11 protein-coding genes and 1 pseudogene are annotated in these 12711 nt (G+C 28.7%); 2 read left to right on the top strand and 10 right to left on the bottom strand.

Translation table 11 applies throughout. The features are described 5' to 3' along the window. Positions 1-104 precede the first annotated feature (104 nt). The 9 genes from HHH54_RS04245 to HHH54_RS04205 all read right to left on the bottom strand — a co-directional run bounded on the left by HHH54_RS04245 (position 105) and on the right by HHH54_RS04205 (position 8820). The gene (locus HHH54_RS04245; RefSeq protein ID WP_198617598.1) at positions 105-1220 is read right to left on the bottom strand and encodes an HNH endonuclease signature motif containing protein; all 1116 of its coding nucleotides are present in this window, start codon (positions 1218-1220) and stop codon (positions 105-107) included. A gap of 88 nt (positions 1221-1308) precedes the next feature. Next, positions 1309-2337: a DNA adenine methylase gene (locus tag HHH54_RS04240; RefSeq protein ID WP_198617597.1), complete on the bottom strand. Its 1029-nt coding sequence runs from the start codon at positions 2335-2337 to the stop codon at positions 1309-1311. Positions 2338-2346: 9 nt separating this feature from the next. After that, positions 2347-3321, bottom strand: a complete 975-nt coding sequence (locus HHH54_RS04235; RefSeq protein WP_232796243.1) for a DNA cytosine methyltransferase — start codon at positions 3319-3321, stop codon at positions 2347-2349. 583 nt (positions 3322-3904) lie between these two features. After that, on the bottom strand, positions 3905-4684 hold the full coding sequence (locus HHH54_RS04230) for a hypothetical protein (protein WP_198617595.1): 780 nt from the start codon (positions 4682-4684) through the stop codon (positions 3905-3907). A gap of 147 nt (positions 4685-4831) precedes the next feature. Continuing rightward, positions 4832-5020 carry a helicase C-terminal domain-containing protein gene (locus tag HHH54_RS11390; RefSeq protein ID WP_198617594.1) on the bottom strand — a complete coding sequence of 63 codons (189 nt, stop codon included), beginning with the start codon at positions 5018-5020 and terminating at the stop codon, positions 4832-4834. Between the two features lie 37 nt (positions 5021-5057). After that, on the bottom strand, positions 5058-5594 hold the full coding sequence (locus tag HHH54_RS04220; RefSeq protein WP_198617593.1) for a helicase C-terminal domain-containing protein: 537 nt from the start codon (positions 5592-5594) through the stop codon (positions 5058-5060). Continuing rightward, on the bottom strand, positions 5566-6789 hold the full coding sequence (locus HHH54_RS04215) for a hypothetical protein (RefSeq protein ID WP_198617592.1): 1224 nt from the start codon (positions 6787-6789) through the stop codon (positions 5566-5568). Before HHH54_RS04215 ends, HHH54_RS04220 begins: the two co-directional genes overlap by 29 nt. 161 nt (positions 6790-6950) lie before the next feature. Further along, on the bottom strand, positions 6951-8066 hold the full coding sequence (locus HHH54_RS04210) for an AAA family ATPase (protein ID WP_031590860.1): 1116 nt from the start codon (positions 8064-8066) through the stop codon (positions 6951-6953). Further along, on the bottom strand, positions 8056-8820 hold the full coding sequence (locus HHH54_RS04205; RefSeq protein ID WP_198617591.1) for a DUF6414 family protein: 765 nt from the start codon (positions 8818-8820) through the stop codon (positions 8056-8058). The genes HHH54_RS04210 and HHH54_RS04205 overlap by 11 nt, the downstream gene beginning before the upstream one ends. Positions 8821-8936: 116 nt before the next feature. On the opposite strand from HHH54_RS04205, the gene HHH54_RS04200 reads away from it, so the two are divergent. Next, positions 8937-10364, top strand: coding sequence for a DUF6038 family protein (locus HHH54_RS04200; protein ID WP_198617590.1), 1428 nt, complete (start codon positions 8937-8939; stop codon positions 10362-10364). Between the two features lie 124 nt (positions 10365-10488). After that, positions 10489-12271 (top strand): annotated as a pseudogene (cch1, locus tag HHH54_RS04195) (cassette chromosome replicative helicase). 91 nt (positions 12272-12362) lie between these two features. Here cch1 and HHH54_RS04190 read toward each other — a convergent pair. After that, the coding region (locus tag HHH54_RS04190) for a transposase (RefSeq protein WP_198617589.1) at positions 12363-12711 on the bottom strand (349 nt) is incomplete at its 5' end.

The following is a 12711-nucleotide window of genomic DNA, read 5'->3' as shown; positions in this document are numbered from 1 at the left end:
TTATAGAACCATTTATTATTGAAAATTTTAATAATAAATTAGTACCAAAGTAATTCTACTGTGTATTACGAAAACTCTCTTATCATATCTTTTTAAAAGTTACTCTAATTTTTTTCTAGGAATTTATCCTTATGTTTTTTTAAGTATTCCTGTCTACCTTCTAATATTATACCATCTAATACTAAATCTCTTTTCTCTTCTTTAAATTCTTGGGGAACCGATTTTCCAAATTTTGGCTCTCCGATATTATTAAAAGTCAAATCATATTTATCGAAATAAGCATCTGAGTTGGGATCTAATAGTAACGCATTTTTATAATCATACGCTGTTTCAATATCCAAATTTCTTAGGGCATCTTCAGATCTAATTATGTGAGATACCACTAAACCTTTTTGTTCTTTTTTCGTAAAGTAACATTGTACTCTTCCGTAAACATTTATACTTTCTTGTTTTATCTTTTCTTTCATCAATCTAAATAAAGTGGGGTCCCTTTTTACGTCGATAGTATTAGATAAATGTATACTTGCATCTTCAGTATAATAAACAACAGACTTATTTTTTGCTACTGTAATTCCAGGGACATACTTTAAAAAATCCAAAAAATATGAAATTTGATTATATTTTCTTTCTTTAAATTTATTAAAGTTAACAAATTTAATTTGTTCATTTAGCTCTTTTTCATTCATATATCCTTTATTTTTATACGCTTGTATATCTGAGCTCATTAAAGCTGCTATTTCTTCCTTATTCAATTCTTTATTTCTCTTATACATTAAGGTCTTTAAGAAGAAATTAATATGCTTCAAATGACTATTATCTTTAGTAACTGATGATTGGAAATTAGCAGATGAATAATACACACTTGAAAATATTACTTCTCTTTCTTCATTAGAAGAAGCTTTTAAAAACTTTCTTGTTTCCGAATGATAACCAGTTAGAAAAGGTTTTACAAAACCTAACTTAACCATTTGATTAATCGATTTTCTAACTGATCCTAAATCTGCCTTTTGGTAAACTGATGCAACTAATTGCTGTAACTCTTTATAAAACTTTTTGTCATATCCGATTTTTAAGTCAGGATGATTATCTATATAATTAACTATCATTTCTAAAGTATTACGAAAACGCATTTTGTGTATATCTGTATACTCAACAGTTAATTTCCAATAATCTTCATATTGTTGCTTTTTTATTGAACTTACAGTTTTATCAGCACTCATAATTACATCTCCCTATTTTTTATCAATATTATATCAAATAATCAAAAAATAGGGGGAATTTATTAAAAATAAGTGTATTTTTGTGAATTTATTTTTCTATACGTAATATTAGTAAGTTTTCATTATTGCTATTTTTATTAACTTTTCCGCTTACCTGATAATTATGTTTTTTCTTTTTAATTTCTATTTTTCCATACTTAGATAACATTTGAGAAACTTCCGAGATTCCAGGTATTGAATTGGAGTTAATACTTAAAACTATATATTCTGCTTTACTTTTTGCTTTAATAATAATAGTTTCTAAAGATTCTATAAAATTATTTTTGTTAGTTAAATCTAGATGCTCTTTCTTTTTATCAAAAATTTCATCAAAATCTCCGTAAAATTTATCATAGTTATTCATTGTACCTGGATAGGGCGGGTCTAGATAAATAACATCAACAGAATCAATCACTTCAATTGCATCTAGTGCATCTTTCTGAATGGCTATGTTATCTTTTCCATTATTAAAAATAGATAAATTATAATTCTCTATATTTTGTTTCATATGATAAGAAAAACTTTCGTTATGATAAGCTCTCTTTCTTCCATACTTTTTATATGAATAATTTTCATCTCTAAGTTTCACTATACTAGCCCAAGGAACATTCATTCTAGAATAAGGTAATTTTCTAATCATAGCCCTACGTATCAAAGATTGAAATATATATTTTTCATAGTTACACAATTTTTTAGAGTATTCTATTAGTTTTATTAATTCATTTAATTCATTGGAAAAATACAACTTATTATCTAACCAAGCATACTTTTCTTTATCTTCAACGCTTAAACTCATCTTTAAGGCTTCATCTATATGTCTATAATTTAAAGTTTGAGCTTGGTTTTCAATTATGGCTTTTGCTACAACAAAGGAAGCATATAATACATCATTACTTATTACTTTATAACCTCTTAATTTACACTCAAACGAAACTGAACTTCCTCCTGAGAATAAATCTAACACACTACCACTTCCAGTTGGAAAGTTATCAACTATCCATTGAGTTAATTTTTCTTTATTTCCTATATAATTTATTTTAGGAAACTTTATATTAGGTTGTAATTCGAATTCTTTCATAAAGTACTTTCACTCCAAACTTTTTCTCACTTCATTTGCAACTACAAATCCTAATTTTGGGGGAACAGCATTTCCAATTTGTTGTTGAATAATAATACTTGTCCCTACAAAAACGAACGAATCAGGAAATGATTGTAACCTTGCAAGTTCTCTAGACGTCAACGCTCTATTCTGTTCGTAATGAAATACCTTTCTCATATCTCCTGTAACTGTAATTGAAGGTTTATTACTATTATATCTGATATATTTTCTTATATCTCCACTTTTTGGACGAATTTCAATTGGGATCTCAGATCGATCTCCACCATCTGAAATATAGGACATTTTTTCAAGCATTTGTTTACTATGATTCATCGCAAAATGATTTGGAATATTAGATTTTTCACCGCTTTTTAATGAAGGTAAATCATGGATAGCCTCTTTAATTGTAATTTCTTTTTCATAAGAATCTGGAAAATTAAATTTTTGTCCCTTAGTTCCTACAAAAAAGATTCTTTGTCTCTTTTGTGGGATCCCATATTTTTCAGAATTCAACACCTTAAATTTCACATCATAACCTAGCTCGTTAAATGCGTTTTTTATTTCAGTAACAGTTTTCCCTTTATTATGACTTAACATTCTTGCTACATTTTCCATTACAAACATTTTTGGCTTTATTATAGAAACAAATCTTACAAATTCTTTAAACAATTCATTTCTTTCATCTTCGATAAAAGTTCTACCATTTTTACCTGCCATACTAAAACCTTGGCAAGGTGGACCACCTATTACAACATCAACCTCTTTACCTTGAATTAGTTCCAAAATTTTATTGTTATCTATGTTTTTCACATCATCAATTATTAAATGGTTTTCAGGAAAATTTAATAAATAAGTTTGAGCAATTTTTTCATCGTATTCTATTGAAAATATATTTTCAAATCCTGCTTGCTCAAAGCCTAAGCTAAAACCACCTGCTCCAGCAAATAATTCAATATAGTTCATTAACAAGCCTCCTAATTCCATTAAATACCATATTATCACAAATGTGTGTGAATATCACCTAATTATTAATTAATCTTTAAATTAACCCATAGTAATTGGAAATGAGACAACCTTAAATTTTATTCAGAAAAGTTTACTTTTCTAATACGCTCTTGTCTAATAAATTTATTTTTAATTCTTACTATTTTCTAATAATTTATTTAATTAAAAATAAAATACGACAATTTTATATTTTCTCATTTATGATACGCTTCTGCGTATCGGTTAATGATGCGGTTTTTTAATTAACGTCTTTTTGTTATAAGTCTTAAAGAATTACTAAACAAGCAAAATCATTTGCCTTTGTGAGTTATTTCATTTTAAACTATTTTTGTTAAACTATATTTAAAATCATCTATCACTTTTACTTATAAGTTTAGATTTTCAATACAAAATATGATGAGTAAGGAGAGATAGTTATGTCAATATGGTTTGTTTTATTACCTTCACTATCTTTTTTAGCCGTTATGATAATAGGGTATATTTGTACTAAAATCTTTATTCGCTAATATACTGGTCAACTTATACTATAGCTATACTTAATTTATTGTGTTTGCTTATTGATCATGCATTGTAAGTAAATGGCTATTAATATTTCTTTCTCTACTCTAGTGCTGTGAATGTGTATAGTGTGTTTTTCTCCTCGTTTTTTAGTCAGTTTACTTTTTGAAATATCTAAAAAACTACGCTTTGCGGTTAATAATACGTCATTCTCAAATGTAATTTTGGTTTCATTACTAAAAAATGGATTGCTTACATCAAACACCTCAGAATTGTAATTAAACGTATAGGGAAGTTGTTGCTTTCCTCCACTTTTGAAGAACTGTTTCATCTCAAGTGTACCTACTTCTTCATTATTCAAATACATTGTATATTGATGTCTATTCGCTACCACATGTTTACGAATTACTTTTACATCGTTCTCACTAGAAGTCATATATAGACTATATTTTGTTTGAACACCAAAGAGACTCAATAATTTATGAAATATATTAACAAAAACGGGTTTATACGTTATTGTTTCGTTACCGTATATCACATTGCTTTGATTCTCAATGATATATAAAGGCATTTGTACAAAGAATTCTCCCGCTTCAAAATCTTTATTATTGAGACTTTCATTAATGAGTGGATGCTTTTTTTGTAAATGTTTTCTAAAAAGCAAAACGCCTATTACAATTATAGTAACTATTCCCCAAACTAACCATGTACTCCAAAGCGGAACCTTGAACAATGATGTTTTTCCTACAAACGCTAAAAACGTGTTTATTAAGTTGAATATGAGAAGCACTATCCATATGAGTGCTTCACGAAACATCGTCATTATCCATTTCTCCTTTATTTAATAAGTAAGTTTATAATATATCATGCAATCTATTTTTTTGTTACTTTTGTTAGGTACTTTTGCGTATCAGTTAATGATGCGGTTTTTTATGTATTAAAAAATAATAAATGACTATTGCTACTTACATTAAATGTTATTCAAGAAATCTTTGACTTCATCTTCATCGATCATATTTATAATTGGTAACGCATCCAATACTGCTTTTTTATGCTTATAAATGGGTTTATTCATTCTTGAATTTAATAACACTAATAAACCTTTATCCTGTTTCGTTCTAATTAACCTTCCTACACCTTGTTTCAGCTTAATTATCATTTCAGGAACTATAACTGTCTCATTATCATCATTTAATTTAGCGATTTTTATATTTTGTGATTGGATCAATCGTAGGAAAAGGTAATCTGACAATAATTAATAATGTCAATAATTCTTTCTTTAAGTCTATCCCTTCCCAAAATACTCCCGTGCCCAATATTACACCTTTAGTTTTCTTAAATGATTCAATAATTTCATTTTGACTTTTACTACCATTATCTACATAAATAGTTTTACTAAACTTTCTTTTCAATAAATCGTGATATACACCATTAATATCGTCTTTAGCAGTAAATAACACCAAAGTACCTCCATTATTTTGGTATGCCAATTCATAAATATGTCTACCTATTTCTTCATAATATTTATCATCACGTTTATTAAATTTTGGTAAATTTGAAGGTATGTAGAGTCTGCTTTCCTTATATGGAAAATCTTTATACTTTATATCTTCCTCGTAGCCTTTAAAACCAATTATCTCTTTAATGTATTCATAGCTATTTTCATTATCAGTTTTATTTGTAATTGTTTCAATGATTACTGTCTCACCACCATCTATAACTCGATGGATCATGGAAATCAACATCGCTTTCTTTCATTTCATTTAATAAATATTTTACTATTTGTTCATGGTTTCTATCTCCTAATGCTTTTTCAACTTTACTGGAGTCTTTCAACCATGTAAGTATCTCTTTATACCACATCGTCTCTTCAATTGTTGCATTCTTTAGCTTATACTCATTAATATACTCGCTTAACGCTTTTATTTCTTTATGTAACTTGTAATCACTGATTAGTGTTTTGATATTATTAAATTCAGATTCCCTACTTTTTCTTAATTGTTCTGCTTCTTTTCGTTTGCGTTCCTCTTCTTTCTGCTTTTCAATATATTCAATCTCTGCATCATTCAATAACTGTGGTAATTCAAATATTCTCTCAAAAATTTTCTTAATCAATGTGTTATGGTCATCTGTACCAGGATAGTCTCGATTAATACCATAGACGTTATTACTCCAAGGATAGACTCCAATGAGTTCAGCCTTGAAATAGCCAGTATTGAGATAATCATAAGAAGAATAACGATCATCATCTCTTTTGACTCTTTTCTTCTTTTCTTTAAACCTTAATTTTATATGAAATACATTCAACTTTAGGTACATCAAGTCACTTTTCTTCACTTGTTTGTCTCTACGAGGTATATGAATACAAATATATTCTTCATCAACAGTAATCTGATAATTTAAACAATCTATAGCTTTAAATAAAGTATCACAAAGTCTGTAAAAGTCTGTTAATGCTTCTTTTGAGATATGAGAGGCATTCAAAACCTTCTGTGGCTCTGAGCGATAATAACCCCAAGGCTTCATTTCCGCTTCCCTCTGTCTTCTTCTTTCAGATGTAAGGTAGTTTTTATGTTTAGTGATGATTTTATGATGACGTTTAACCTTATCTGGTATCTTTAATTCGGTATATACATTGTAAATTTTTTCTTTTTTATCATCATCAAAGTATGACCATTTATTTGTTATTTTAGTTTTTTCGCTCAGTTTCTCATCAAGTTTAATTGAATAATCTTCACCTTCTATAGGTTCTAGCTGACCAATAATACCTCTTCTGTAATCATACAAATACTTAGAATTAGGTAAGGGAATCTTATGGATTTCAATGATTTTCTTCAAATCATTAAAATCGATATTATGTTCCTCAGCAAATGCGGTACGAGACTTTGTCCATAACTCTCTATAAATATCAAAGCGATTCATTTCCATGTTTCACACTCCTACCATATTGTATTATTACAATAAATGTAGCATGTGAGTATATAAAAAGTCGAACTTTCTTTTTCCATTAATTTCTTTTGTCTATCCATATCTTTATATATTCAATACCTTATTGTACATTCACCCTAATAAAATATCTTTGCAAGTTACTAAAAACCCATCAAAGTACTTATTAACCTTAAATTGATGTCATTTTCAACTAATTTCTGCATATGTCTATAATTAGTAAATTGATTTATCTTAATCACATATTGTTCCAATAAACTTTCTTCACTAGGTAATAAAGACTTTTCATTATCCGATAACTTAATAAATTCATCACTTAAAATTTTTGTTAATATACTTTTTTTAGCTTCTTTATTTAACTCAGAAAATTCAATAAAATCATCAAACCTGTAATAAATTGGATCACCTAGCTCTCTTCTTATTTGAAGTTCTCCCTTAAAATTAGACGTACATATAATTATTGAATTCCCCATTTTGACTTCATACTGAGAATCCTCAAAAATTCCTTCATCAAACAATTGGTAAAAAGCACTATTTATTTCATTAACTCCCTTATCAAATTCATCAAATAATACAATATTGCTCTCCCGCTCTAATAAATCTCTAGCTAAACTAGGCTCACCGTGATTATTACCAAATATGTAGTCAAACATATAATTGGTTTTATTCATTGACATCTGTTTTCTAAATAATTCTCCGCCTATACATTCACTAATAATTTTGCTCATTTCAGTCTTACCGACTCCTGATGGACCGTATAACATCAAAACAATTGGTTTTCTAGATTCTTTAGTAAGTTTGTATAGTGAAGCTAAAATTCTCTTTATTGCATTAACTTGACCAAATAATTGTTCAGTTGACCTCTCTTTAATATTTAACAATACCTCTAAATCTAGTTTTGGATACTTATATTCACAAAAAGCATATTGATTTTCATCAAAATGACTTTTAATCTGATTAATAACAGATTTTGGAGGATTCTGTAGAATAATTCCGTTTCCAAATTCAATAGATTTGTTAACGATTTGTATAAAATTGCTTAATGCAGCTGAAGTAATTCCAGAATATGATTCAGTTTTAGCAAGAATAATTTTATCTTTTAAGATTTCTTCATAATCATTATCTGTAAATTTTTCAACCAAATTTCTAGTAAGTGAGTCTATTTTTATTACGTAATCTTCCAAAGTTATATATGGTTTATTAAGAAATTCATTTAAATATGACTTTGGTCCCATAACTATCTTAATTTTATAACTCATTTTCAACCTCGACCCCTGCCAATATAATATCGTACATTTCTAATATCGATTGTTCATTATTAAAAGAAGAATTCACTGGTTCTTCTGAAATAGAAGTTACTACCTCATTTTTAAAACCAAGTGAATTTATCGCATTTTGAAAATTAAGTTGATTTTTATCAATTAGTCCAACTTTTACACCGTATAAAGTGAGTTGCATTTGAGACAAATCAGTTAAGTTATAATTATTTACAAAAGCTTTATTATTAAATCTAACGATGTATTCATTATCGTTCTTCTTAGCAAGAATCTCATAATAACCCTTACCTAATTTTAAAGTCTCATGCATTTTATTAATATTAATTGACACTTCTTCATCTAACACTATATCTCCCTCTACCATACTTAAATATGGTGAAATAGTTTGAAAATGTGCAATTGAATTCTCAACATAACTCAATTTATACTCAGAAAATTTTGTGATACCTATTTCTTCATTTTCTGCTAAATTTTTAAAATCACTTAAAATTGCATTGGTTAAAGTTTTTTCAATATATTTCTCGGAAGTACGATTTAAATTTCCTCCCATATGTCCCTCTACAGAAAAAAGACTTTCAAACAATTTAGAAAACATAGGTCCTATTCCAAATTTACCTCCTAAACTTGTTTGATTTTGATTTTTCTTTTTTTCAACTGTTTGTTTTGATTCTTTGCCATTTTGAATAATTTTCAAGTAGTCGCTTGCAGTACTTTCATCAAAATAAATAAGTTTCATATAATCTCCCTCTCCAAAGAACATATGTTCCTATTATCGTTAATTCTAATTGTACTTTATAATATTGGTAAAGTACATATTATCCATGCATGATAACGATAAAAAGGAGAATTAAATTGAATTTTGAAAATTACAAATATTTTACTGGAAAAGATTTAATGAAGGAATGTAACTTGAGTGAAAAAATGTTTAAGAATAGTATGGATAAGCTCGAACGCGTTTATAAATTAGATATAAATAGGTACAAATCAAATCCATCAGCAACCAATAGCGGTTACAGTTTTAACTTATTTGAATTAGAGTTATTTAAAATTTTGCTAAACACTATTGAGGACTTTCCTGTTCCTACATCTGCTAAAAAATTTGATGACATAGATTTAAGAGAGGAGGCATTAAAGAAAAATAATAGTCAATTTATTAGCTATATTACTAATATCAGCGATTCAATTGATAATATTAAAAATGATGCATTAAAAGCGCAAATTTATGCATCTGAAAACTATTCTTTCACTTTAGAATGGCTTAGTGCTCAGTCAAAGTGTAATGATGCATTGTCTTCATTTTTTAATTATACAAATTCTCTAGATTTAGATAAGAGTTCAAAATTATATAGAAAATTAGCACATAGAATTGACGAGTTACTGTTTGAAACATTAATGGAAGATAATATGACATTTGATAATGATTTTAACTTCAAGCAACTATATAAAGTTCATCAATATAATAAAGAAAACAATCCCGAAAATTTTATTATATACAACCAAGTAGAACCTGATGATTCCAAGTATTCAAATGTAAATCATGAAGTAGCTAGATATATATCAAATGAGCCAACTATAGATGAGTATAGTGAACGTACTGATAACAAATTATTAGATTTTTTCATTATTGATATATTAAACAAACTCTACCTTCCAAGTTTGAATAAAAGAATCAATCATAAAATTGTGACTGATGATATACAAAATGATGAATCGAAAATCCGTGAAAAATTAAGAAAAAAAGAAATTGTAAAATACCCATTCAACGTTAATGGATACTTTCTCAGTATTGAAAACGACTTATTTTCTAACTATCAAAGAATTATTAATACTATAAATCAATATAAAAATAGTACTTTTGATTTACAAAATTTTGAATCACGTCTAGACAATATAATAAATAGCTCCAAGGCATTAATATCAAACGATAAGTTTTTCCATATTTATAAAGAATTTTATTTATCATTATCTAAATTTTCTAATCTATTTTATACTAATCGCCAATCTTATATTGATGATGGTATGAGTCCAAATCAAGTAGAGAGCTTCTTAAATGACTTGTATCGAATTCATCTTTTATTAGATAAATATTCATTTAATGAAGATATTGAGCCACTTTCAAAAATAAACATTACCGATTTAACGAACGCTTTCCACTTATTTGAAGAAATAAAATCTACTCAAATTAAAGACGAAATCGTCAGTAAACAAGTCAATGATTTATCTAGTTGGTCTATCGCAAAAACTCTAAGTGAAACCTTAGACAATTTAAAATTTGAATAGCACTATCAAAGGAGGTCGTCCATTTTTTTTGTTTATGGACGACCTCCTTATTTGCGTTTAATTCTCCTTTAAAATGTATTTAGCAACACAAATTTAATGCTTATATAGCAAAGGAGAGATTTTTATGACTAACAACATATTCAAGCAATATCCATATTTTTTAAATTCAAATGGCTTTTATGAAGTGATTCCACCTAAAAGTAACAATGATGTAGAAAAAATCATTCAATTGTCTAGTCCCATCATTATTGAAAATAAATTTCTCGACCCGTCTACAGGGGTTGAGAAATTGATTATTACAGATGGAAAAAATATTGAACGTATTGAGGCATCAGATATCTTAACATCTTTCAAGCTACCTGGATTAATTAAGTACGGCTTCAACATCAATGAACGATACATTAAATCATTAAGCTATGCGTTACAATCGATGCGCCAGTCACTTCCATTATCTAAATTATATACCGGCGTAGGTGTATTACAGTCTGATGAAGGTATGGTCATTTCATTGGATAAACCATACTTTTCAAAAGAAATAGAGCAATCTCAAGCTAATGAAATCATTTGTGAAACACACTATGATTTACAACCAAAAGGTACTTTCAAAGACTGGTGGGAGATGTACTTAAAACAAGTTAAAGGAAACTTACTACTAGAACTTGCAGTAGTATTTGCTGCTTCTTCATTAGTTACTGCGTTCCTAAAAACAAGACATGAGGTCGAGTTTGCGGGAACCATCTTCTCATTTATGGGAAATTCAAGCACAGGTAAATCGACTGCAGCTGCTTTAGCTGTTTCAATAGCCGGCAACCCTACTAAAGGCAGTAATACCCTGTTTAGATCATGGAATGGTACTAGAAACGCGCTTGAAGGATATTTAAGTAGTAACTTTGGTGTGCCTATCGTATTAGATGAATTGTCAGCTGCAACCTTCAAAGACAATACTGGATTGTTGTACAGTTTGGCAGAGGGACAGGGCCGACAACGCTCTAATATTGATGGTAATGTCAAAGCACTCAAAAATTGGGTCAGTAATAAGTACGGCAGAACACAGTGTTTTAAATAATAGTGCACGTAATGATGGATTAAATGTTCGTACCATTGAAATATCAGAAGCTTTTACGACGAGTGCTGACAATGCAGATGCAATTAAAAGGGCTACATCGGTCAATTATGGCCATATCATGCCATTAGTAGCTGAATATCTTTTAAAACGTGAAGACGAAGTAATTAAATGGTTTCATGCGGAACATGATTGGTTCAAAAACCAACTAAAAAATGAAACGAGTAATACTGGTATTCGTATGTTCAAACGCTATGCAGTGATTGCGACATCTGCTCGGATATTCGAACGTGTTATTGCAGTACCTATTGATATAGATGCAGTAAGAGAATACTTGGTTAGTTATCACTTGGAGTCAGTTTCAGAACGCTCACTAGCAGAGAAATCTATCGAGGTCATTGTTCAGTTTGTAGCGCAAAACCGGGGGAAATTCTCTGAGGATGCCAAGCTATCAACAATGATTGAGAATTATGGACTTATTGAACTCAAAGAAGACCACATACAAGTTAAAATCCTGAAAAATGTATTTAAAAATATGTTGAATGAAAATCAATTCCAAGATGTAAATATTGTAATTGATGCTTTACGAGACAAAGGTTATATCCAATCTGACCGCAACCGTAAAACAACAAAACGTAGTGTCCCAGATTCTAATGGTAAAAAGAAGACTATTGTCTTTTACCATCTTAAGCTAGATATGACTTATGCTTCAATGTTTGGTTTGAGTTCTAAAACAGAACCTAGCATACCACCACCATTCGTTGATAATACAAATAAAAATTTGCTTAATGACTTTGTTAATCAAGCCAGAGAAATAGAAGCTAACGATGATTTAGAATTATAAATTAAATATTTGGAGGTTTATTCATATGGACGAATTCATCACATTACTCGCTGATTTAGTGATTGAAGAAATCAATCGCACTGATGACTAATCACATCGGGGCTGGGACATTAATGTGTCTCAGAACCGAAAACAGGAAGATTTTCATGATGAAAAATGAAAAATCTTCCTGTTTTAATTTTAAATAAAACTTATCAACTTGTAGAGTTGATAGTTTTTTGATATTAACTGCCATAAATGCAATTCCAATTTCGGTTTCAACTTTTTCTTTGCCCCGAAGAGACATTCGAGTGAAACTTAAATTAGCCTTCAAGTTTCCGAAAAATGTTTCTACGTCATTTTTTCTTTGACTGTAGATTTTTGAAGTTTCCGGATCTGAAAGCAATTTTTTAGTGTTATTTTTGAAGTACTCCCACTTTAAGTTCTTCCTAATTTTTTTC

This window comes from Staphylococcus canis, assembly GCF_016238445.1.
Classification (GTDB): domain Bacteria; phylum Bacillota; class Bacilli; order Staphylococcales; family Staphylococcaceae; genus Staphylococcus; species Staphylococcus canis.
The sequence above is the reverse complement of the archived record's forward strand: the minus strand, read 5'-3'. Positions and strand labels throughout refer to the sequence as shown.

What these genes read in the sequence shown, in the direction of transcription:
- HHH54_RS04245 (WP_198617598.1), bottom strand. Translation starts at nt 1,220, where the DNA reads ATGAGTGCTGATAAAACTGTAAGTTCAATAAAAAAGCAACAATATGAA.
- HHH54_RS04240 (WP_198617597.1), bottom strand. Translation starts at nt 2,337, where the DNA reads ATGAAAGAATTCGAATTACAACCTAATATAAAGTTTCCTAAAATAAAT.
- HHH54_RS04235 (WP_232796243.1), bottom strand. Translation starts at nt 3,321, where the DNA reads ATGAACTATATTGAATTATTTGCTGGAGCAGGTGGTTTTAGCTTAGGC.
- HHH54_RS04230 (WP_198617595.1), bottom strand. Translation starts at nt 4,684, where the DNA reads ATGACGATGTTTCGTGAAGCACTCATATGGATAGTGCTTCTCATATTC.
- HHH54_RS11390 (WP_198617594.1), bottom strand. Translation starts at nt 5,020, where the DNA reads ATGATAATTAAGCTGAAACAAGGTGTAGGAAGGTTAATTAGAACGAAA.
- HHH54_RS04220 (WP_198617593.1), bottom strand. Translation starts at nt 5,594, where the DNA reads ATGATCCATCGAGTTATAGATGGTGGTGAGACAGTAATCATTGAAACA.
- HHH54_RS04215 (WP_198617592.1), bottom strand. Translation starts at nt 6,789, where the DNA reads ATGGAAATGAATCGCTTTGATATTTATAGAGAGTTATGGACAAAGTCT.
- HHH54_RS04210 (WP_031590860.1), bottom strand. Translation starts at nt 8,066, where the DNA reads ATGAGTTATAAAATTAAGATAGTTATGGGACCAAAGTCATATTTAAAT.
- HHH54_RS04205 (WP_198617591.1), bottom strand. Translation starts at nt 8,820, where the DNA reads ATGAAACTTATTTATTTTGATGAAAGTACTGCAAGCGACTACTTGAAA.